Annotated in this window: 18 protein-coding genes; 11 read left to right on the top strand and 7 right to left on the bottom strand. The window is 70.8% G+C overall.

The annotated features are described in order from the left end of the window. Positions 1-45 precede the first annotated feature (45 nt). On the bottom strand, positions 46-885 hold the full coding sequence (locus V5F67_RS09185) for an enoyl-CoA hydratase/isomerase family protein (RefSeq protein ID WP_394019013.1): 840 nt from the start codon (positions 883-885) through the stop codon (positions 46-48). A 276-nt stretch (positions 886-1,161) separates the two neighbouring features. Between V5F67_RS09185 and V5F67_RS09180 the strand changes: the two genes are divergently transcribed. The 5 genes from V5F67_RS09180 to V5F67_RS09160 are packed head-to-tail and all read left to right on the top strand — an operon-like array spanning position 1,162 to position 6,146. Continuing rightward, entirely contained in the window at positions 1,162-2,205 is a 1,044-nt protein-coding gene (locus V5F67_RS09180; protein ID WP_394019011.1) for a thiolase C-terminal domain-containing protein, read from the top strand. Beyond that, positions 2,202-3,377 carry a thiolase family protein gene (locus V5F67_RS09175; RefSeq protein ID WP_394019009.1) on the top strand — a complete coding sequence of 392 codons (1,176 nt, stop codon included), beginning with the start codon at positions 2,202-2,204 and terminating at the stop codon, positions 3,375-3,377. The genes V5F67_RS09180 and V5F67_RS09175 overlap by 4 nt, the downstream gene beginning before the upstream one ends. A 14-nt stretch (positions 3,378-3,391) precedes the next feature. Then, complete coding sequence (locus tag V5F67_RS09170) at positions 3,392-3,844, top strand: Zn-ribbon domain-containing OB-fold protein (RefSeq protein ID WP_394019007.1); 453 nt, start codon at positions 3,392-3,394, stop codon at positions 3,842-3,844. Continuing rightward, entirely contained in the window at positions 3,841-5,082 is a 1,242-nt protein-coding gene (locus V5F67_RS09165) for a CaiB/BaiF CoA transferase family protein (protein WP_394019005.1), read from the top strand. The genes V5F67_RS09170 and V5F67_RS09165 overlap by 4 nt, the downstream gene beginning before the upstream one ends. 56 nt (positions 5,083-5,138) lie before the next feature. After that, a complete protein-coding gene (locus V5F67_RS09160) occupies positions 5,139-6,146 on the top strand; it encodes a Bug family tripartite tricarboxylate transporter substrate binding protein (protein WP_394019003.1) in 1,008 nt (335 codons plus the stop codon). Between the two features lie 499 nt (positions 6,147-6,645). Here V5F67_RS09160 and V5F67_RS09155 read toward each other — a convergent pair whose 3' ends face one another. The 6 genes from V5F67_RS09155 to V5F67_RS09130 all read right to left on the bottom strand — a co-directional run bounded on the left by V5F67_RS09155 (position 6,646) and on the right by V5F67_RS09130 (position 12,743). Further along, on the bottom strand, positions 6,646-8,031 hold the full coding sequence (locus V5F67_RS09155) for a phenylacetate--CoA ligase family protein (protein WP_394019001.1): 1,386 nt from the start codon (positions 8,029-8,031) through the stop codon (positions 6,646-6,648). Between the two features lie 99 nt (positions 8,032-8,130). After that, a complete protein-coding gene (locus tag V5F67_RS09150) occupies positions 8,131-8,928 on the bottom strand; it encodes an ABC transporter ATP-binding protein (protein ID WP_394018999.1) in 798 nt (265 codons plus the stop codon). Next, the gene (locus V5F67_RS09145; protein WP_394018997.1) at positions 8,921-9,661 is read right to left on the bottom strand and encodes an ABC transporter ATP-binding protein; all 741 of its coding nucleotides are present in this window, start codon (positions 9,659-9,661) and stop codon (positions 8,921-8,923) included. The genes V5F67_RS09150 and V5F67_RS09145 overlap by 8 nt, the downstream gene beginning before the upstream one ends. Then, the gene (locus tag V5F67_RS09140; RefSeq protein ID WP_394018995.1) at positions 9,658-10,683 is read right to left on the bottom strand and encodes a branched-chain amino acid ABC transporter permease; all 1,026 of its coding nucleotides are present in this window, start codon (positions 10,681-10,683) and stop codon (positions 9,658-9,660) included. The genes V5F67_RS09145 and V5F67_RS09140 overlap by 4 nt, the downstream gene beginning before the upstream one ends. A 3-nt stretch (positions 10,684-10,686) precedes the next feature. Beyond that, the gene (locus tag V5F67_RS09135; RefSeq protein WP_394018993.1) at positions 10,687-11,562 is read right to left on the bottom strand and encodes a branched-chain amino acid ABC transporter permease; all 876 of its coding nucleotides are present in this window, start codon (positions 11,560-11,562) and stop codon (positions 10,687-10,689) included. Positions 11,563-11,573: 11 nt separating this feature from the next. Then, on the bottom strand, positions 11,574-12,743 hold the full coding sequence (locus tag V5F67_RS09130; RefSeq protein WP_394018991.1) for an ABC transporter substrate-binding protein: 1,170 nt from the start codon (positions 12,741-12,743) through the stop codon (positions 11,574-11,576). A gap of 1,670 nt (positions 12,744-14,413) precedes the next feature. On the opposite strand from V5F67_RS09130, the gene kdpF reads away from it, so the two are divergent. The 6 genes from kdpF to V5F67_RS09100 are packed head-to-tail and all read left to right on the top strand — an operon-like array spanning position 14,414 to position 22,336. Continuing rightward, entirely contained in the window at positions 14,414-14,530 is a 117-nt protein-coding gene (gene kdpF / locus V5F67_RS09125) for a K(+)-transporting ATPase subunit F (protein WP_394018989.1), read from the top strand. A 35-nt stretch (positions 14,531-14,565) separates the two neighbouring features. Further along, complete coding sequence (kdpA, locus tag V5F67_RS09120; RefSeq protein WP_394018987.1) at positions 14,566-16,275, top strand: potassium-transporting ATPase subunit KdpA; 1,710 nt, start codon at positions 14,566-14,568, stop codon at positions 16,273-16,275. 25 nt (positions 16,276-16,300) lie between these two features. Then, the gene (gene kdpB / locus V5F67_RS09115) at positions 16,301-18,373 is read left to right on the top strand and encodes a potassium-transporting ATPase subunit KdpB (RefSeq protein WP_394018985.1); all 2,073 of its coding nucleotides are present in this window, start codon (positions 16,301-16,303) and stop codon (positions 18,371-18,373) included. A 12-nt stretch (positions 18,374-18,385) separates the two neighbouring features. Then, positions 18,386-18,961, top strand: coding sequence for a potassium-transporting ATPase subunit KdpC (kdpC, locus tag V5F67_RS09110; RefSeq protein ID WP_394018983.1), 576 nt, complete (start codon positions 18,386-18,388; stop codon positions 18,959-18,961). Positions 18,962-18,974: 13 nt separating this feature from the next. Next, complete coding sequence (locus tag V5F67_RS09105) at positions 18,975-21,656, top strand: DUF4118 domain-containing protein (RefSeq protein ID WP_394018981.1); 2,682 nt, start codon at positions 18,975-18,977, stop codon at positions 21,654-21,656. Beyond that, a complete protein-coding gene (locus V5F67_RS09100) occupies positions 21,653-22,336 on the top strand; it encodes a response regulator (protein WP_394018979.1) in 684 nt (227 codons plus the stop codon). The genes V5F67_RS09105 and V5F67_RS09100 overlap by 4 nt, the downstream gene beginning before the upstream one ends. Positions 22,337-22,504: the final 168 nt, after the last annotated feature.

Genomic DNA, 22,504 nt, shown 5'->3' with positions numbered 1-22,504 from the left:
CGCGCCCGGCCCGGCGCAAGGCCGGCGCCACGGGCAGGACCCGCCTCAGCGGCCGGTGAAGCGCGGCGCCCGCTTCTCGGCAAACGCCCGCCGGCCCTCCACGCGGTCATGGGTCTCGCGCAGCGTGCCCCAGACGAACTGTTCCAGCTGCATCGCCTGGGGAATCGGCATGTCCAGGCCGTCGCGCGCCAGCATGCGCGCCGCCTTCACCGCGAGCGGCGCATTGGCGGCGATCCGTCCGGCGAGGGCCAGGGCCTGGGGGAGCAGTTCCTCCAGGGGAACGACCTGGGAGACGAGCCCCGCGGCGAGCGCCGCCTTGGCGTCGATGGCCTCTCCGGTGAGAATCATCGTCATGGCAGCGGAATGGGCCATGGTGCGCATCAGCCGCTGGATGCCGCCCACGGCCGGGATGCTGCCCGAGCGCACTTCCGGGAGGCCGAAGGTGGCGTTGGGCGCGGCCATGCGGATGTCGCAGGCGAGCGCCAGTTCCAGCCCGCCGCCGAGGGCGTGCCCGTTGATGGCGGCGATCACCGGCTTGCCGATCTGCAGCCGGTCGAGGTCGAGCCCGCGAATGTAGTTGCCGTCGAGGATGCCGGCCTCGTCGCCCGCGAACACGCTGGCCGCGAAGGGGGTCTGCGGCGGCAGCGTCTCCTTGAGGTCGGCGCCGGTGCAGAAGCCGCGATCCCCCGTGCCGGTGACCACCGCGACGCGGGCGCCGGGATGATCGCGGAACCCGGCGAACGCGGCGCGCAAAGCGAGGAAGGTCTGCGGCGCCAGCGCATTCAGCCGGTGGGGGCGGTCGATGCGGATCAGCATCACCCCTTCGGCGGGCTCGCTGATCACGATCCCCGGCAGCCGGGCCGCCTTCGCATTTTCCCGATCCATGTCCGCCTCCTCCGCGAGCCGGGCCTTCCATAGCCGCCGCAGGGGCGCGCTGGCCAAACGAAAAAATCGATCCGCGCGCATCGAAAAAACGCGTTTGAGCCGATCCGTGCTGCCGGCCTAGCGTGGCGGCGATCGAAACGGCGGCGTTCTGCCGAAGAAAAACGAAAGTCGTCAGGAGGAATAATGGGCGAGAGACCGGCAGTGGCCGTGGTCGGATGCTCGATCTATCGGTCGTCCCGCACAGAACAAGCGAGCCTCGAGGAGATACTTCACGAGGTGGCCGCGGCAACCCTCGCGGATGCCGGGCTGGGTTTCGACGACCTCGACGGCATCGTCGTCGCGGCCAACGACCAGCTCGACGGGCGCGCCATCGCCATCATGGCCGCGTCGGGCTCGGTCGGAGGCGTCGACCGCGACATCCTCGCCACCCCATCCGCGGGCGAGCATGCCTTCGTGCTCGGCGCGCTGCGCATCCGCTCCGGCCTGTTCCGCACCCAACTGGTCATGGCCTGGAGTCCGATCGAGGCGACCTCGGTGCGCGACGCGCTGCGCCTCGGCACCGACCCCTGCTACGAGCGCGCCCTGCCGCTCGATCCGCTCACCGCGGACGCCCTCCAGGCCGGACGCCTGGAGGCGAGGCACCCGCTCGCGCGTCAGGCGGCGCTCGCCGTCGCCGACAAGAATCGCGCCCACGGCCGCGCCGCCGGCATCCTGCGCGACGACAATGCCGCCGACGGGCAGATGCTGCGCTGGCCCATCCGCGCCGGCATGACGGCGGCACCCGGCGTCGGCGTGGTCGGCCTCCTGCTCACCGATTCCGCCTTCGCCGGATCGTCCGCTCCCTGCGCGCTCCTGAAGGGGCTCGGCTGGGGCGCTGAGGCGTCCTTGCTCGGGGATCGCGATCTCGCCCGCGTCCCCTCCCTCGAGACCGCGGCACGGCAGGCGTTCGCTCACGCCGGGATGTCGCCGGCATCCTGCGATCTCGGCGAGATCACCGACGGCACCCCGCACCAGGAGTTGATCGCCTACGGCGCGCTGGGTCTTGCCGAGCCCGACGCCTGGGCGGCGGCGCTCGGCGCCGGGGAGTTCAGCCAACGCGGGCGCCTGCCCATCAACCTTTCGGGCGGGCTCGCGGCGCACAACCCCATCTTCTGCGCCGGCCTGACCCGCATCGCCGAGGCTGCGAACCAGGTTCGCGGGCGTGCCGGATCGCACCAGGTCGCGGGCGCACGGACCGCGTTCGCCGCCGCCGCCAGCGGTCCCGCCATGCAGTACAACACGGTCGCGGTATTCGCGCGACCTGCGGAGGGCCGGGCATGAGCACGCGGGTCGGCATCATCGGCATCGGCCAGTCGCGCTTTCAGGCCCGGCGGAACGACGCCAATTACGGCGAGCTGGTGCGCGAGGCGGTGTCCCTCGCGCTCACCGACGCCGCCTTGGGCTTCGACGACATCGAGGCGGTGGTCTACTCGCTTTCACCCGACGCCATGCTGGGCATCGGCAATGCGGAGCGCCTCGGCATCGACGCCGCGGGCGGGCGGGAGAAGCCGTTCCTTCGCGTCAATACGGGCGGCTCCACCGGCCTTTCGAGCGTCCAGGCGGCCTACTATCACATCGCATCCGGCGCCCATGACGTGGTCTTGACCGCCGGCGCCGACAAGGTGGGCGAGTGCGGCGATTCCCAAACCGTGCTCAACAAGATCTGGGACCCCGTCTACGAGCGCCCTCTGCCGCTCGGCACCATCACCATGCTCGCCATGTCGGGCGTGCGCTACGACGCCAAGTACGGCATGACGCAGGAGGACATGGCGCGCGTCGCGGTGAAGAACCGCGCCCATGCCGCTCTCAATCCGAACGCCCACCTGCGCAAGCCGGTGAGCGTGGACGAGGTCATGGCCTCGCGCATGATCTCCTGGCCCATCAAGCTCTTCGACTGCTGCCCGCAGTCGAGCGGCGGGTGCGCGCTGGTGCTCGCCTCCGAGGACTACATCCGCCGCAACCGGCTGGATGCCGTCTGGATCACCGGCATCGGCCACTGTTCGGAGACCTACTATCTCGGCGACCGGATGGGGCCGGACGTGGCGGCGGACCATGCCGACGCCTTCGCGCTCTCGCGTTCCTTCGCGCGGGCCTTCCGCATGGCCGGCATCACCGATCCGGCGCGACAGGTGGACGCCGCCGAGCTCTACGCGCCCTTCACCAACACCGAGTTCCACGCCATCGAGGCGGCGGGCCTCGCGCCCCTCGGCGGCGCCCCGGCGATGCTGCGGGAGGGGCAGTTCGACATAAGCGGCCGAATCCCGGTCAACCCGTCCGGCGGCACGCTGTGCACCAATGCCATCGCCGTCACCGCCATGGTGCGGCTCGCCGAGGCCGCGCTCCAGGTCTGGGGCCGCGCCGGGGCGCACCAGGTGAAGGGCGCCAAGATCGCGATCGCCAGCGGCAATGGCGGCGACCACCAATTCTTCGCGACCGCGGTCGTGGAAGCCTGAGAGGAAACGATCCCATGGAACTGATGACGCGGACGGAACAGTGGAACATCACCTATCGCCATGCTCTGGGCGAGACGGCGAGCCACTTCTTCGTCGAGCTCAGGGACAATGCACGGCTCTATGGCCGGCGCTGCGCCAAGTCGAAGCGCGTCCTGGTGCCCCCGCGCGCCTTCTCGGACCAGACTTTGGAGGCAACCGAGGAATGGGTCGAGGTCGGCCCCGGCGGCCGCATCGAGGCCTTCACCATCGTCTATGAGGCCTTCGACAAGCTGCCGGACCCGCCCTATGCCTTCGGCTACGTGACCCTCGACGGGGCCGACACCGCCATCGGCGGCTATTTCCGCTCCGTCGACCTCTCGAAGCCCGAGGAGGCGGCTGCCCGTCTCGCCGTCGGCACGCGGGTCGTCACCCGTTTCGCCGCCGACCGGGTGGGCGACATGCTCGACTTCTGGTTCGAGCCGGCATGATGGGCGCGACCCTCGCCACCCCGACCGCCATGGGCGACGCCGATGCCGTCTCCGGGCTCGCCGGCGCGCTCGACGGACTGAGGGTGCTCGACTTCAGCCAGATCGGCGCGGGGCCGACCTGCAGCATGTATCTCGCCGACCTCGGCGCCGACGTGGTGAAGGTCGAGCCGCCCGGCGGCGACGTGGGCCGCGCGCTCGCTCCGCCGTGGTACGGCAGTGAGGCCGCGATCTTCGTCGCCTTCAACCGCGGCAAGCGCAGCCTGTGCCTCGACCTCAAGGCCGAGGAGGGGCGGTGCGCCGCGCGCCGTCTCGCGCTGCGCGCCGACGTTGTGGTGGAGAGCTTCCGCCCCGGTGTCATGGCGCGCCTCGGTCTCGGCTACGGCGCGCTGGCGGCGGAGCGGCCGGGGCTCGTCTATTGCTCGGTCTCCGGCTTCGGCCAGACCGGGCCCTTCGCCGCGCATGCGGGCGTGGACGGCATCGTCCAGGCCGCGAGCGGCCTCATGAGCCTGATCGGCGGACCGGACGACGCGCCTTCCAAGGTGCAGGCGCCCATCGTCGACGTGACCACCGGCTTCATCGCCACCATCGCCGTCCTCGGCGCGATCCTGCGCCGGCAGCGCACGGACCTCGGCGCCCATCTGGACGTCAGCCTCTTCGGCTCGGCGCTGGCGCTGCAGCAGTCTGCGCTCACGCAGTATTTCGCCGAGGGCCGGCCGCCCGAGCGCATCGGCAGCGCGGCGCCCTATTCCGCGCCCAACGAGGCGTTCCGCACCGAGGACGGCTGGATCATGGTCGCGGCCTATCTGGGAGATCGCTGGTCCCGGCTCTGCGCCATCCTCGGCCGGCCCGAGCTCGCCGAGGATGCGCGCTTCGCCACGTCGCCGGCGCGCCTCGCCCATCGCGCGGAGATGCAGCGCGAGCTCAATGCCGCCTTCGTCCGCCGCTCGACCGCCGCCTGGGTCCTCGAGCTCGAGCGGGCGGACATTCTGTGCAGCCCGGTGGCGAGCTTTGACGACCTCGCCGTCCATCCCCAGGCCCGCCACATGGGCGCCTTCGGCACCGTCGGCGGCGCGGACGGGCAGACCTACCACCTTCCCGCCTCGCCGTTCGGCATCCGCGGGCCGGTCCCCCATCTGCCGCGGCTCGGCGAGCACAGCCGGGCCGTGCTGGCCGAGGCCGGGTTCGCGGAACAGGCGATTTCGGACCTCATGCGCGCCGGCATCGCGCGCGAGCCATGATCGGGTACGACATCCAACGGAAGCACCTCAAGGTGCGCGCACTCAGGGAGGAGACGATGACAGCTCACAAGGGACGTCCCGCCGCCGGATGGCGGCTTGGCCTGCCGGCGCTCGCGGCGCTGTTCGGCCTCGCGCTCGCGGGAGAGCCGGCGCCGGTTGCGGCGCAGGCCTATCCCGCCCATCCGGTGAAGTTCGTGGTGCCCTATCCGCCCGGCGGCGGCAACGACATCCTCGCGCGCATCCTCTCCCCGCGCCTCGCCGAGCGCCTCGGGCAGACCTTCGTGGTGGAGAACATCGGCGGCGCGGGCGGCAACGTGGGCACGGCGAGCGCCGCCCGCTCGGCGCCGGATGGCTATACCATCCTCATGGCGAACAACGCGTTCGTCATGAATCCCAGCCTCTATGCCAGCCTGCCGTTCGACGTGCGCAAGGACTTCGAGCCCACCGCCATGATCTCGGCTCTGCCCATGCTGATCGTGGTCAACCCGAAGGTGAAGGCGGGCTCGCTCGCCGAGCTCGTCGCCCTCGCCAAGGCCAACCCGGAGGGCATCACCTACGCGACGCCCGGCGTCGGCACGCCGCAGCACCTGGCCACGGAGCTGTTCGCCAAGCAGGCGGGCATCAAGCTGCGCCACGTGCCCTATCGCGGCACGGGTCCCGCGGTGAGCGACACCGTGGGCGGCCACGTGGACCTCATGTTCGCCACCGCCTCGTCCGTGGACCAGTACGTCAAGAACGGCACGCTGCGGGTGCTGGGCACCTCCAGCGAGAAGCGCTCGCCGAGCTTCCCGGACGTGCCCACCGTCCAGGAGGCCGCCGTGCCGGGATACAGCGCCGACATCTGGTACGGCGTCCTGGTGCCCGCCAAGACGCCCGCCGCGATCAACGATCGGCTCGCTCAGGCGATCGCGGCAACCCTCGCGGAGCCCGAGGTGAAGGAGAAGCTGGCGAGCCTCGGCTATGAGCCCAAGGTGCTCCAGGGCAAGGCGTTCGGCGCCCTCATCGACGCCGACCTCGTCAAATGGAAGCAGGTGATCGACGCCCTCGGCGTCAAGCTCGACTAACTCCTGACGCCGCTCGCACATCGGGGCGCGGAAGTTCTGACCGGGCCCCCATAGAGGTGATCCGCGTGCTGGATGCCCTCCACCCCGCCTCCGCCGGCATCGCGGCAGCCACCGCGGCGAACTCCTATGCCCAGAGCCAAGTCCAAGGCGTACGCGGCGCCGCGCTGGCAGCCCAGTTCATCCGGCGGCGCCGCTACGACCAAAGCACAGGCTTTCAACGACCGCGGCCGCAATCGGCATGACGGCTTCCCCGACCAAGCGTGCCAGCGCGCCAGCGGCCTGGGCGCCCAATTCGCCGGCCAGGAGATCGCTCGGGGCTCCGCCAATGAGTGGGGCGCCGCCGATATGGCCAGCTCCCATATGACAACCGAATGTTGTGTAAATGGCAGGCAAGGGTGCTGTGCCGGCGAGTAGTCCCGCAGCGTTCACGAAGACTGGCGGCCAGCAGGTCGCCGCGCCGCCCAGCTGGCGTACAAGATTTACTGAACGCATCAGGCTTTTACGTAGCTCGGCGGCGGTTGTCGCGGATCCGCTTTGCCTTGAGCTCGAACTGGGGGAGCGTGCCTTGGGGGACGATCTCCACCCGCATCGAAACAAATAGCGTGCGGTGCAAGCGTTCCTCCAGCGCGCGTGCCAGCACCGCCGACTGCGTTTCCGAAATCGGCACGCGGGGTTCCACCCGGATCCGCACCTGGTCGAGGCCATCGGCGTCGGACCAGAACTCGACGTCGTAATCGTCGGAGGCGTCGGGGTGGCTGCGGATGACATGCTCGATGCCCGACTGCGCCACGCTCACGCCGCGGATCTTCGCCACGTCGTCGATCCGCCCGATGAAACCCTTGAAGTGGCGGAACGTCCGCCCGCATGTGCACTGCACGGCCTCGAAACCGGCGACGAGGTCGCCGGTGGGAAAGCGGATCAGCGGATGGGTCCGCTGCATCAGGTCCGTCACCACCAGTTCGCCGGGCTCGCCCTCGGGAACCGGAGCTTTGGTCACAGGATCGAGCACCTCTGGAAAGACGAGATCCTCGTTCCAGTGGAAATGACCGTGCCCGCAATCCCAGGCGAAATAGTTGGTCTCCTGCGTGCCGCAGAACTCGTGCACCTCCGCATGCCACAGCTCGGCGAGGCGCACCCCGGTGGCAGGCGAGGAGGCAGGCCCTACCTCCCCGGTTACGAACAGCTTTTTCACCGGCCAGAGCGAGAGGTCGTGCCCCTGCTCGCGTGCCAGGCGCCCGAGACGCAGCAGATAGGTGGGCGTGCCCATCAGGACGCTGACACCCAGCGCCGGGATCATGTCGGTGCGGATGGCGCTGTCCCAGGCCCCGCCGGGGATGACGGTGGCGCCGATCCAGCGCTCGGCCACGTCGTGGGCGCCGAACAGGCCGACGAAGGGCGTGAAGCCGAACGCCGCGTGGACCACGTCGGTGCGGCGCACGCCGGCGGCCCACAGCGAGCGCGCCACCCCTTCCATCCAGAGCGAATAATCACGCTGCGTGAAGGGGATGAGAACCGGCTTGCCGGTGGTGCCGGAGGTCATGGCGATGCGCACGATGTCCGCCTGGCCGAGGCCCTCGGCGAGCATCACGCCATAAGGCGGCGCCTCGATCTGGCTCTGGCGGATCAGCGCCTTGGTGATGAACGGCAGGCGGGTGATGTCGTCGAGCGAGCGCACGTCGCCAGGCTTGAGCCCGGCCTCGCCCCAAAGCCTTCGATACCAAGGGCTTTTCGCCCATCCATAGGCGATGGCGGCGCGGAAACGTTCCTCCTGGAGGGCGCGCAGGGCATCGCGGCCGAGGGTCTCCTCGCGGCTCCAATAGGTCGCGTCGTGCGGGGCGCGGTCGATGGCGAAATCGGCGATCGCATCGCTCGGGTGCGCGGACATGTCTGGCTCTTCTCCACGGATTCGCTGTCTTCGCCCCGGCGGGGGCGGATCGGCGGCGGCCGGCCTGCCGGCTGCCAGGTGTTCACGGATTGCTGCGCGTCACGCGGCCTCGGCGGCGGCGGGCCGGCCGCCCTTGTAGGCGGCGACGATGCGCCGCCGCTCGTCCTCCCGGCGCGGATCGCCCACATGGATCAGCTCGCCGTGATGCAACACCGCCGCCCGCTCGGCCACGGAGAGAACGAGGTCGAGGTCGTGCTCGATCCACAGCACCGCGAGATCGGCGCGCGCGCCGCGGGCGAGCGCGATCATCTCGGCGATCAGCGGCCGCTCGTCGTGGGAGAGGCCCGAGGCCGGCTCGTCGAGCAGCAGCAGCGCCGGCGCGCCCACCAGAGCGCGGGCGAGGTCGACCCGCCGCAGGACGCCGAGCGGCAGGTCGGCCGAGCGCTCGCGCGCCACGCCGCCGAGCCCGGTCCGCTCCAGGACGGCCTCGGCCCGCTTTGTGTTCTCCCGCTCCTCGCGCAGCGCCCGGAGCGGCAGTGCCAGGGAGGCGAAGGCGCCCAGATGGAAGCGCGGCGCGAGGCCGAGCAGCACGTTCTCCAGCACGGTCAGCTCGCCCACCAGGTGCATGCCCTGGAAGGTGCGCCTTACCCCGGCGCGGATGACGCGGTGCGCCGGCAGCTGGTCGATGCGCGCGCCGTCGATCGCGATGCGGCTGCCCGCCGCCGGGCGGTAGATGCCGCTGATGCAGTTGAGCAGCGCCGACTTGCCGGCGCCGTTGGGGCCGATGAGGGCGAGCACCTCGCCCGGCGCCACGTCGAGCGTGATGGAATTCAGCACCGAGACGCCGCCGAATTCCAGGCTGACGGCGTCGAGGGACAGGCGCGGGGCTTCAGGCATGGCTCACCTCGCGGGTGTTGGAGAGGCCGAGCATCACGTCGTGGATGGCGTCGAGGTCTCGCTCCTCCAGGCGCCGGAAGTCGGCGACCTGGCGGCCGCGGTCGATCACCACCGCGCGGTCGGCGAGATGGGGCAGCCAGTTGCTGTCGGATTCGGCCACCAGCGCCGACAAACCGAGCTCGGCCCGCAGCCGCCTCAGGCTGGCGCAGAACTCCTCGATCACCGGCACCGCGAGCCCGAGCGTCGGCTCGTCGAGCAGGATGAGGCGCGGCGTGCCGATGAGGCTCACCCCGAGCGCGAGCATCTGCTGCTCGCCGCCGGAAAGATTGCCGGCCAGAGTGTCCCGCCGTTCGCGCAGGCGCGGGAACCAGGAGAGCACGTCGTCCACCCGCACCCGGTCGCCCACGGCGCGGCTGGCGCCGATGCGCAGGTTCTCGCGGACGGTGAGGAGCGCGAACACCTTCTCCCGCTCCGGCACCAGCGAGATGCCGGCGGCGAGGCGGGCGCGCACGTCGCCCCAGGGGAACGCCCTGTCCTCGAACGTCTGGGTGCCGGAGATCCGCGCGCTCTGTTTCAGCGCGCCGGCCAGCGCCAGCAGCGTGGATGTCTTGCCGGCGCCGTTGGCGCCCACGAGGGCGACGCTCTCGCCCGCCTTCACATGGAGGGTCAGGCCGCGGACCGCCGGGCGCAGGCCGTAGGAGACGGCGAGGTGATCGAGAACGAGGCCGCTCATCGCCCGCCCTCCTTCCTGAGCCATGCGAGGGTGCGCGAGGGCGCCTTCAGCAAGCTTGCCGCGAGGATGGTGCCGAGGACGACGTTCTCGATGCCCGCCACCTGGGCCGCAGCGGGGATGTGGAGGGCGCGCAGCGCGCCGTCGATGGCCACCGGCAGCAGAAGCACGACGTAGGAGGCGATGAGCGCCCCGCGCAGGCTGCCCGGCCCGCCCAAGGCGACGATGGTGAGGAACGCCACCGCCATGTGGATGGAGTAGCTGCCCGCCTGCACGTTGCCGAGATGATAGGCCGAGAGCACGCCGGCCGCCGCGGTGATGGCCGACGTGAGCGTGAACACCGCCGCCCGCGCGCGCACCTGGGAGATGCCGAACACGGTGGCGGCGGTGGGGTCCTCGCGCAGGAAGGTCCAGGCGCGCCCCACATGGCCGCGCCGAAGAAAGGAAAGCGCGGTCCACACCAGCGCCAGCGCCACCACCACAAGGCCCCACCAGCGCAGCTGGGTGTCCACCACGAAGCCAAGGATGACCGGCGGATCCAGCAGGAAGCCGGTGGCCCGCGTCACCTTGATCTCGATGTCGCTGGCGACGATCTCCACCACATAGTGGAAGCCGAAGGTGGCGACGGCGAGATAGAGGCCCGACACCCTGAGAGTGAGCAGCGCCAGCAGCCCGCCGAGTGCGAGCCCCAGCGCCGCCGCCGCCACCACCGCCGGCAGCAAATTGAGGCCGAGCTGGGTGGCGAGCAGAGCGGCGGTGAAGGCGCCCACCGCCATGAAGGCGGCCTGGCCAAGGGAGAGGAGGCCTGCGGTGCCGGTGAGCACGGTCAGGCACATGCCGCCGATGGCGAGGATGCCGCCGGAGACCGCGAGGTGCAGGCCATAGTCGCCGAGCAGCGTCGGCAGGACGATGCCGGCGAGTGCCAAGGCCGGCCAGACCGCCGCGCGCAGGTTGATCCCGCGCGCCGGCGCGGCCGGGAAGGCGGGCGCGGTGATGGGTTCAACGGAGATGGGCTCGACGGACATGGCTCAGACCCTCTCGATGCTTTCGACACGGTTGCCGATGCCGCGCGGGCGGACGATCAGCAGCGCCAGCAGCGACAGGATCGGCACCACCTGGCTGTAGCGGGCGTCGAACCAGGCCGTGGTCAGGTTCTCGGCGAGCGCCAGCAGAAAGGCGCCGAGCACGGCGCCGGCCGGATTGGTGAGGCCGCCGATGATCGCCGCGACGATGCCCGACAGGCCCACGGACGCGCCCTCGATGGAGACCGACGAGAAGGCGGCGGAGAGCATGCCGCCGATGGCGCTGAACACGGCCGCCAGCACCCAGATGCTGAGCAGCCGCCGGTTCACGGGGATGCCGCGCAGATAAGCGAGGCCCCGGTTGCTCGAGAGCGCCTGGCTCTCGATGCCGAAATCGCTGTGACGCAGCAGCGCCAGCACCAGCGTCAGCAGCACCGCGCCGATGGCGATCACGGTCAGCGTCAGGACCGGAACGCGCGTTCCGGCGATGGTGGTGAAGCCGAGGCGGATCGGCAGGCGGGAGATCTCCCCGCCCCAGCCCGCGGCGAGCAGGCCCAGCAGCACCACCCCCGCGGCCACAGTGAGGATGGTGCCGATGAAGTGGTCGCCGCCAGGATTGAGGCGCTCCACCAGGAGGTAGAGCGCCGCGCCGATGAGCGCGGCGACCGCCAGGGCGGCCGCCACACCCACCAGGAACCCTTGCACGCCGGTGCCGGCGATCACCCAACCGTCGCGCAGCACATAGGCCGCGACCGCGCCGATCTCGCCGACGCAGAACACCAGCACCCGGCTCGCCCGGTAGACGAACACGACGGCGAGCGCGAGGACCGCGTAGACGACGCCGATGGCCAGCGTCGACAGCGCGAAGGAGAGCGTCAGCATCGGGCCTCCTCTCACTTCTTGGCGATGGCGGGCGAACTGGTCGCGGGCAGCCATTCGCCGACCGCGGCGAAGGTCTTCTTCGCGTGGTCGTACTGGTAGAGCCGGTAGGCGGTGGCGCCGTAATGGTCGGTGGGCGAGAAGGTGATCGGCGCACCCGAGAGGCCGCCGGTGTCCACCGACACCTGCTCCAGCGCCTTGGTGAAGGCGGCGCGGTCGCACGGCTCGGCGCACTTTCGGGCGGCGTCGCTCACCACGAGGCCGAGCGCCCAGCCGGCGGCGTGATAGGTCAGAAGCTCCTTGACGCCAGCGGCCTTGGCGGCGGTGCGCAGGGCCTCGGCCTGCGACCCCGGGCCCTGGCCGTCGACGATGTAGCGGCTGTAGGTGAAGAGCTTGATGTCGGGGGCGTCGCGCACCGCGTCGCGCAAAGCGTCGATGCCGATGCCGGATTCCATGTTGAGATAGACACCGTCATAGCCGGCCGCGCCCAGCGCCGGCAGCAGCGAGACCACGTGGCCGCGGCCGAAGCAGTCGGTGACCACGTCGGGATTGAGGGCCAGAACCTTGTCGGCGACACCACGGAAGTCGCGCTGGGTGAGCGGGACGATGATGCTCTCCACCTTGGTGAAGCCGTTGGCCGCCGCCGACTTGGTGGCCGCCTCGCAGGCGAGGATGCTGCCGGGAGATTCGAAGCCCAGGCACACCAGCGTCTTGCCCTTCGGCGATACCTGGCGGGCGAGCTTGCCGGCCACCTCGCCGGTGACCGAGAATATGAGGCCGCTGGCGAAGGCGTTCGGGGATGCCGGCGGCAGCGCCAGCGGGATGTTGGCGGGATAGGCCGCGACCACCGGCAGGCCGAGCTTCTCCGCCGAGGCGTAGACCGCCGCATGGGTGTTGGAGACGGCGAGGCCGAGGATGGCGAGCACGTCGGCAGCGGAAAGCTCCTGCACCGCGTTCACCGAGCGCTGGGTGTCGCTTTGGATATCGCGCACCTGGATCTCGAACGGCCGGCCCTTCACGCCGCCGGCCTTGTTGAGCTGGTCCACATAGAGCTGGAAGCCGTCGAGGGTGGCCTTGAAGGTCCCCTGCATGGGGCCGGATGCGTCGGTCAGGTAGCCGAAGCGGAACGGCTCCGGAGCCGCCGTCGCCGGAGCGGGCGACAGGCAGGCGAGAGCGAGGCTCAACGCAAAGCCGCTGAGAACATGACTCTTTTCCATGAACATTCGATGGCCACCTGTGATGAGTGAAGGGACTGCGTGTGAGTGGAAGGGCGTGCCCGCGGCGAAGGCGTGAGCAGGTTCGCGGTTATTATATTTAATCGATAGATTTAATCTTATTATGTCAATTAGACATTTGTGGACATGCCTCAGGGGTTGCACGCGAGCTATCATCTCGCGAATGGCGGGCATGCGCGCGCGGCTTTCGGGCGTCGCCACGGTGTTTCCGGGGGCAATCTGAGCGCAGGTCACCTTGGTCGAATTGGTGCTGGCCTAGCGGGGCTGCCGGACCTGGACGTCCTGCGATAAGACCGGGTGGGCGATTGCCGTTTGTTTCGAGCCACGCTTTGCGCGGCGGACTTCCCGCGAAGGGCATTGTCGCGGCGGCGAGGAACTGGTGAACCGGGTCGAGGCGCTCGGCGTGCGCATCCTGAGCCGGGCTCTCGTCTGGGACGCGGAGCCGGAGGGAAGCGGGCATATCGTCGTCCGCTCTCTCGTCGATGAGCACATCGTGAGCTGGACCGCGCGACGCCCAGTGATCGCAATGAGAGCCTTCGAACGGGCCAGGCCCGTTCCCGGCTGGACGCTGCCGGGCATGATGGCCACCGGCTGGCTCAGACCTTGTCCCGCGCCTATCAGGTGGCGCCGGGTAGCCGCGTGCTCATCGCGGGAAACGTCACCGTTGCCAATGCCGCGCCGTGGACCGCGTCCCCCGACATGATCCGCGTGGAAGACGACAAACAGGTATGCCGGCAGATGAGTTGCCCCGTGCCACCGAGCGCTTTTTTCGTGGCCGCGGGCAACCGACGTCCCACAGCGGGCTCAGCGTCGCCGTGGCCGCTCTTGCGACCGAGCGCATCGGCGCCCGCCTGGTCCTGGCGAATCCCAAGGAACAGTTGGGCCCGAGGGCCGAAATCATCCGGCAGGCATAGGCGCTCCGGACCCGGCGCATTGGCGCCAGGCGGAGTGGTTGGAATTGCTCCGCGCGATTTATCACCCAGGCAGACCAAAGCTCGCCGGCCGAAGCTCCGCATCCGGGTTGTGGAGCGGCTGGCGGATGGTCCCGCTCAATCCCGCCTGATCCCGCGAAATCCTGCACAATGCCTGGGCCGCCGGGGCACGATTTGAATTTGTTGACATTTTTGTTGGCGTCGCGACCGGCACGTCGCAGTTTTATATTTTAAAATTACTTATATATGCCAAAACATCGAATTCCTTCCGCCCACCTCGTGGAGACGTTCGCGCGCAAGCTCGGCTCGTCCGATCTGGGCGGGATGGTGGGACAATCCACCCAGCTGGACCAGCTCGGAACCTTCGGGCGGCGGATCCAGTGGGCACCGAACCGGCGCGCCGCCTTGGCAGGCCGCTGCGCGGGAGCGGACCGGCTTAACGGTATGGGGGCGGTCCGGTCGGGCGTCCTGCGACACCCACCGTCCGGGGTAGGACCTTTCGCATGTGCCGTCCGGCATGAGCGTGCCGGGTTCCTTATGCCTTCTTTATCTCGGTGTCCCGCAATCCATATCGAACGCTTATCCGCGCCGGCATAGATGAAGCGCCAGCCCAATTTCGGAGCTGGATCATGCTCGACCTCGCCTGCCTCGCCGTCACCGTCGGCTTCTTTCTCGCCATGGCGGCCTATGCCCGCTTCGCCGCGCGCGGGTGACGCCATGCTGGAACTGATGCTCGGCGGCACCGCCGCCCTTCTCCTCGCCGTCTACCTCGTGGCCGCGCTCCTGCGGCCCGACGCGTTCTGACGCCGCCCCTCCTCCTGCCGAAAGCCGGACCTCCCATGACCGCCCAAGGCTGGCTCCAGATAGCCATCATCCTCGCGCTCGTCCTCATCGCCGCGGTGCCGCTCGGCGGCTACATGGCGCGCGTCTATGCCGGCGAGCGCACCGTCCTCTCGCCGCTGCTCCATCCGCTCGAGCGCCTGATCTACCGCGTCGGCGGGATCGATCCGGCACGCGAGCAAAGCGCGCTCGCCTACACCCTCGCCATGCTGGCCTTCAACCTCGCGGGGGTCCTGCTGCTGTATGGCCTGCTTCGCCTCCAGGGGCTGCTTCCGCTCAACCCGCAGGGCTTCGACGGCCTGTCGGCGGACCTCGCCTTCAACACGGCGGTGAGCTTCGTCACCAACACCAACTGGCAGTCCTATGGCGGCGAGACCACCATGAGCCTGTTCAGCCAGATGGCCGGGCTCACGGTGCAGAACTTCCTCTCCGCCGCCACCGGGCTGGCGCTCGCGGTTGCCCTGGCGCGCGCCTTCGCGCGCTCGAACGCGGCGGAGGTCGGGCACTTCTTCGTCGACATGACGCGATCCGTGCTCTACGTGCTGCTGCCCCTGGCGGTCGTGACCGCCCTGGTCCAGGTGGGGATGGGCGTGCCGCAGACGCTCGTCGCCGCCGTCACGGCGACCACCGTCGAAGGCGCGCAGCAGACCATCGCCATGGGCCCGGTGGCCTCGCAGATCGCCATCAAGCAGCTCGGCACCAACGGCGGCGGCTTCTTCAACGTCAACGCCGCCCATCCCTTCGAGAACCCCTCGCCGCTCTCCAACGCACTGGAGATCTGGCAGATGCTGCTGGTCTCGACGGCGCTGGTCTTCGCTTTCGGCCGCATGATCGGCGACCGCCGCCAGGCACGCGCGCTGCTCGTCGCCATCGGCCTCATCCTCCTCGCCGGCGTCGCCCTCGCCTATTGGGCGGAAGCCGCGGGCACGCCCGTGCTCGCCGCCGCCGGCATCGATCCCGCGGGCGGCAACATGGAAGGCAAGGAGGTGCGGTTCGGCCTGTCCGCGTCCGCGCTCTTCGCCGCCGTGACCACCGGGCTTTCGGACGGCGGCGTGAACGCCATGCACGGCTCGTTCACGCCGCTCGGCGGGCTCGCCCCCCTGTTCCTGATCCAGCTCGGCGAGATCCTGCCGGGCGGGGTGGGCTCGGGCCTCTACGGCCTCCTGGTGATGGCCGTGATCGCGGTCTTCGTCGGCGGGCTGATGGTGGGCCGCACCCCGGAATATCTCGGCAAGAAGATCGAGGCCAAGGACGTGAAGATGGCGATGCTCGCCATCCTGATCCTGCCCACCGCCATCCTCGGCTTCTCGGCCGTGGCGGCGGTGCTGCCGGCCGCGCTCGCCGGCCTCGGCAATGCCGGCCCGCACGGCCTCTCGGAGATCCTCTACGCCTATTCGTCGGCGGCGGGGAACAACGGCTCGGCCTTCGGCGGCCTCTCCGCCAACACGCCGTGGTGGAACATCACCCTCGGCATCGCGATGCTGCTCGGGCGGTTCGCCTACATCGTGCCGATGATGGCCATCGCCGGCTCGCTGGCGGCCAAGACCCGCCTGGCGCCCTCCGCCGGCACCTTCCCGACCCACGGCCTGCTGTTCGTCGGCCTGCTGGTGGGCGTCATCCTCATCCTCGGCGGCCTCCAGTTCTTCCCCGCGCTCGCCCTCGGCCCCATCGCCGAGCAGGTGCAGATGCTGGCGGGCAAGACCTTCTGATCCGCCCGCGACCGGAGATTCCCGAATGTCCACGTCCTCCCATGCCAAGCCCGGCTCCAGCTCCGCCTTCGCCTCGCCCGACATCCTCGGCCGGGCGCTGCGCGACGCGGTCGTCAAGCTCAATCCCGCCACCCTGATGCGCAATCCGGTGATCTTCGTCACCGAGGTGGTGGCGGCGCTCGTCACCGTGCTGTTCGTGCGCGACGTCCTGGCCGGCAATCCGCTCGCCTTCACCGGCCAGATCATGGCCTGGCTGTGGTTCACGGTGCTGTTCGCCACCTTCGCCGAGGCCATCGCCGAGGGACGCGGGCGGGCGCAGGCCGACAGCCTGCGCAAGGCGCGCACCGACACGGTGGCCAAGCGCCTGCGGCCGAGCGGGACGCGCAAGCTCCACGACGCCGTTTCGGCGCTGGACCTCAAGATCGGCGATCTGGTCCTGGTCGAGGCCGGAGACCTCATTCCGGGCGACGGCGAGATCGTCGAGGGCATCGCCTCGGTCAACGAGGCGGCGATCACCGGCGAGAGCGCCCCGGTGATCCGCGAGAGCGGCGGCGACCGTTCGGCGGTCACCGGCGGCACCACGGTCATCTCCGACTGGATCGTGGTGCGCATCACCGCCGCCCCCGGCTCCTCCTTCCTCGACCGCATGATCGCCCTGGTGGAGGGCGCCGAACGGCAGAAGACGCCCAACGAGCTCGCCCTGTCGATCCTGCTCGCCGGCATGACCCTGATCTTCCTCATCGCCGTGGTCTCGCTCGCGGGCCTCGGGCGCTATTCCGGCGCCGCGGTGCCGGTTCCGGTGCTGGTGGCGCTGCTGGTCACGCTCATCCCCACCACCATCGGCGGCCTGCTCTCGGCGATCGGCATCGCCGGCATGGACCGGCTGATCCGCCACAACGTGCTCGCCATGTCGGGCCGCGCGGTGGAGGCGGCGGGCGACGTCGACACGCTGCTGCTGGACAAGACCGGCACCATCACCTTCGGCAACCGCATGGCGAGCGAGATCATCCCCGTGCCCGGCATCACCGCGCACGAGGCGGCCCTGATCGCGGTGCAGGCGAGCCTTGCCGACGAGACCGCGGAGGGCCGCTCGATCCTGGCGCTGGCGCGCGAGCAGCACGCCATCACGCCGGAGCGGGCGGCGCTGGAGGGCGCGAGCTTCGTGCCCTTCTCGGCGGCCACCCGGCTCTCGGGCGTCGACCTCGCCGGCCGGCGCATCCGCAAGGGCGCCGTCGACGCGATCAAGCGCTTCGTGCTCTCGGTCGACCCGCAGGCGGAGACGGCCGTCGCCGCCTTCGACGCCGCGGTGGAGAAGATCGCCCGCTCCGGCGGCACGCCGCTCGGCCTCGCAGAGAACGGACGCCTGCTCGGCGTGATCCATCTGAAGGACGTGGTGAAGCCGGACATCAAGGACCGCTTCGCCCAGTTGCGCCGCATGGGCATCCGCACGGTGATGGTGACCGGCGACAACCCCATCACCGCCGCCGCCATCGCCTCGGAAGCCGGCGTGGACGATTTCATCGCCGAGGCGACGCCGCAGGACAAGCTCGCCTACATCCGCGCCGAGCAGCGTCTCGGCCGGCTGGTGGCCATGTGCGGGGACGGCACCAACGACGCCCCCGCCCTGGCGCAGGCCGACGTGGGCGTCGCCATGCAGTCGGGCACCCAGGCCGCCCGCGAGGCCGGCAACATGGTCGATCTCGACAGCGACCCGACCAAGCTCATCGAGATCGTGGGCATCGGCAAGCAGCTGCTGATGACCCGCGGCGCGCTCACGACCTTCTCCGTCGCCAACGACGTGGCGAAGTACTTCGCCATCCTCCCGGCGCTGTTCATCGCCGCGATCCCCGAGCTCGGCCTGCTCAACGTGATGGGGCTCGCCTCCCCGCAGAGCGCCATCCTCTCGGCGGTGATCTTCAACGCGCTGATCATCATCGCGCTCATCCCGCTGGCTCTGCGCGGCGTCGCCTACCAGGCGCGGGAGGCCGGGGCGGTGCTGGCGCGCAACCTCGCCATCTACGGCCTCGGCGGCCTCCTGCTGCCGTTCGCCGGCATCAAGCTCATCGACCTCGCCATCGCGGCGCTGGGCCTGGCCTGAGAGGAGATATCCATGTTCATCCAGCTGCGCGCGGCGGTGACGCTGCTCCTGTTCTTCACCCTCCTCACCGGGCTCGCCTATCCGCTGGCGACGACCGGCCTCGCCTTGGCCCTGTTCCCGCATCAGGCGGCCGGCTCCCTGGTCTCCCGCGGCGACGTCGTGGTCGGCTCCGCGCTGATCGGCCAGAGCTTCGGCGCGGATCGCTACTTCCACCCGCGTCCCTCGGCGGCGGGCAGCGGCTATGACGCGGCGGCCTCGTCCGGAAGCAATCTCGGCCCCACCAGCGCCGCGCTCGCCCAGCGCCTGAAGGGCGACGCGGACGCGCTTAGGGCCGCCGGCCTGCCCGCCATCGTCCCCGCCGACGCGGCGACGGCGTCGGGCAGCGGCCTCGACCCGCACATCTCGCCGGCCAACGCGCTCGCCCAGGTGGCGCGCGTCGCCCAGGCCCGAGGCCTCGACCCCGCCCTTGTACGCAGCCTCGTGACGGCGCACATAGAGGAGCCGGATCTGGGCGTGTTCGGGGAGCGCCGCGTCAACGTGCTCGCCCTCAACCTGGCGCTGGACGCGAAGGCCTCGCCCGGCTCGTGACACGGAGAGCGCGATGAGCGTGGAGGAAGCCCCCCGCGCCAGCCCCGATGCCCTGCTCGCGGCAGCCGAGCGCGAGACCCGCGGCAAGCTGCGGATCTTCCTCGGCGCCGCCCCCGGGGTCGGGAAGACCTTCGCCATGCTGTCGGCGGCGCGCGCCAGCGGCAAGGAGGTCCTGGTGGGGCTCGTCGAGACCCACGGCCGCGCGGAGACGCAAGCCCTGATGGCCGGGCTCGAGGTGCTGCCGCGCAAGATGGTGCCCTATCGCGGGCGGCTGATCCCGGAATTCGACCTCGACGCGGCGCTGGCGCGCCGTCCCGCTTTGCTGCTGGTGGACGAATACGCCCATTCGAACGTCGAGGGCAGCCGCCACGCCAAGCGCTGGCAGGACGTGCAGGACCTGATCGCCGCCGGCATCGACGTCTGGACCACGCTCAACATCCAGCACCTGGAGAGCCTGAACGACGTCATCCAGCGCATCACCGGGGTCCGGGTGCGCGAGACCGTGCCGGACGCCGCCCTGCAGAAGGCCGACGAGGTGATCCTCGTCGACCTGCCGGCCGACGAGCTGCTGAGGCGCCTCGCCGACGGCAAGGTCTATGTGGAGGATACCGCCACCCGGGCGGTGCGCAGCTTCTTCAAGCCGAGCAACCTGACCGCCCTGCGCGAGCTCGCCTTGCGCCGGGTCGCCGCCCAGGTCGACAGCGACCTGGTGGAGCGGATGCAGGGCGCGGCGATCGAGGGGCCATGGGCGGCGGGCGAGCGGCTGCTGGTCTGCGTCGGCCCCGACATGGCGGCCGAGCGGGTGGTGCGCGAGGCCAAGCGCCTCGCCGACCTCATGGGCGCCACCTGGTTCGCCGTCACCGTCGAGCGGCCGGGCCACGTGATGGCGAGCCCGGCGCGGCACAAGCTCGATGCCGGCCTGCGCCTCGCCGAGAGCCTCGGCGCCGAGGTGCGCTCGCTCGTGGCCAGCGACGTGGCGAGCGAGCTGCTGCGCTTCGCCCGCTTCGAGAACGTCACCCAGATCATCATCGGCAAGGCCGCCGCGCGCCTGCGGCTCGGACGCTCGCTCGCCGACGCCCTGGTGAAGCGCGCCGGCGGCGTCGCCATCCACGTGGTCACGGCCGAGGTCCCGCAGAACGCGGCCGGCTGGCGCGCGCGCCTGCCGCCGCTCGGGCCGGTGGCCGGCTATGTGGCGGCGATCGCCGGCGTCGGCCTCGCCACCGCGCTGGGGCTGGTGCTGACGCGGTTCGTGCCGCTGCCCAATGTCTCCATGCTCTACCTGCTGGCGGTGCTGGCGCCCGCGCTGCTCTACGGCGTGTGGCCGGCCATCCTCGCCTCGGCGCTGTCGTTCCTGGCCTACAATTTCTTCTACATCGACCCGGTCGGCACGTTCACGGTCGCCCGACCGCACGAGCTGCTGGCGCTCCTGGTGTTCCTGATCGTCGCCGTCATCATCTCCGCCATGGCCGGGCGGGCGCGCGAGCAGACGCGCCTCGCGGCCCGGCGCATGCACGTCACCCGCCGCAACTACGCGTTCACGCGCAAGCTCTCGTCCCTGCCGGACGGGGGCTCGGTGGCCGAGGCCGCCGCGGTGGAGCTGCACGCGGTCTTCGGGCGGGCCAGCGTGCTGCTGCTGCCGGGCGCGGACGACCGCCTCGGCATCGCCGCCGCCTGGCCGCCCGAGGACCGGCTCGACACCGCGTCCATGACCGCGGCCAGCTGGTCGTTCGAGCATGGGGAAGCGGCCGGCGCGGGCACCGGCACGCTGCCGAGCGCGCCATGGCTGTTCCGCCCCATGGGCGGGACGGGCAGCGGCCGGCGCATCGGCGTGGTGGGCATCGAGCGCGACCCGAGCGGGCAGCCTCCCGACCCCGAGAGCGAGGGCGTCTTCGGCACCATCGTCGAGCAGACCGCGGCGGCGCTGGAGCGCACGATGCTGGCGGCGGAGGTCACCAGGGTGCGCACCGCGGCGGAGACCGAGCGGGTGCGCAACATCCTGCTCGCCTCCATCAGCCACGATTTCCGCACCCCGCTCTCCTCCATCCTCGGCGCGGCGACGAGCCTGATCGACTACGGCCCCGCCATCCCGGAGCCGGCCAAGGCCGATCTCCTGGGCCAGATCCGCGACGAGGCGGAGAATCTCGACCAGATGGTGCGCAACCTGCTCTCCATGACGCGGCTGGAGTCCGGCGCGCTGGAGCTCAACCGCGACTGGCTCGACCCGGTCGAGCTGATGAACCGCGCGGTCGCCGCGGCGCGCCGGCGCGGGGCGGGCCAGGACTTCGTCGTCGAGCCGGCGCCGGACGTGCCGCTGGTGGAGGCCGACCAGAGCCTGATGGACCAGGCGATCGGCAACGTGGTGGCCAACGCCGTGCGCTATGCCGGCGCCAAGGCGCGCATCGTCCTGTCGGCGCGCGTGGCCGGCGGCGCGCTGGAGATCGCGGTGAGCGACGACGGGCCCGGCATCCCCGCCGAGGTGCTGCCGCACGTGTTCGAGAAGTTCGTGCGCGCCGCGCACCGGACCGCGGACGGCGGCGACGGGTCGGGCCTCGGCCTTGCGATCACGCGCGGCATCGTCGAGGCGCATGGCGGCCGGGTCGCGGCCGAGAGCCCGGCGCCGGACCAAAGCGCGGGGACGCGCATTTCCATCCGCCTGCCGCTTGCCGGGGGCGTGGCACGGGAGGCGCAGGCGTGAGCAGGATCAGCGTGCTGGTGGTGGACGACGAGCCGGCCATCCACCGCTTCATGGCGCCGGCGCTGGCCGCGAACGGCTACGAGGCGCTGCGCGCCGACACCGGCGGCGAGGCGCTGGCGCTGGTGGCGCAGCGCGCGCCGGACATCCTCGTCCTCGACCTCGGCCTGCCGGACATGGACGGCAAGGAGGTCATCCGCCGGCTGCGCGGCTGGTCGTCGGTGCCGATCGTCGTGCTCTCCGCCCGCGACCGCGAGGCCGAGAAGGTGGAGGCGCTCGACCTCGGGGCGGACGATTTCGTCAACAAGCCGTTCGGCGTCGGCGAGCTGATGGCGCGGCTGCGCACCGCGCTGCGCCACCGCATCCAGGCGCAGGGCGAGGTGGCCGTGCTGCACCTGGGCGATCTCACGATCGACCTGCCGCGCCACCGCGCCACCCGGGACGGCGCCGAGATCCGCCTGACGCCGAAGGAGTTCGACCTGCTCGCCTTCCTGGTGCGCCACGCCGGGAAGGTCCTGACCCACCGCCAGATCCTGCGGGCGGTCTGGGGGCCGGCGCACGAGAGCGACACCCAGTATCTGCGCGTCTATATCGGCCAGCTGCGGGGCAAGATCGAGGCCCAGCCCGCCAACCCGGCGCTCATCCTGACCGAGCCCGGCGTCGGATACCGGGTGGCGGACTGAAGCGCGCGACAGCGCGACGACGCGCCACCGGATCGCGTTCCCACCATGGCCGCGGCCCACAGCGCCCTGCACCACGCCCGGCATCGGCGGGAGAGGCATCGTCCATCTCGGATTCAAGCGCCCCCGCCCGCCCTTGCGCGGCCCCCCCCTGCATGCCCCCTTGCACGG

Source organism: Xanthobacter pseudotagetidis (assembly GCF_043194795.2).
GTDB lineage: Bacteria > Pseudomonadota > Alphaproteobacteria > Rhizobiales > Xanthobacteraceae > Xanthobacter > Xanthobacter tagetidis_A.
The sequence above is the reverse complement of the archived record's forward strand: the minus strand, read 5'-3'. Positions and strand labels throughout refer to the sequence as shown.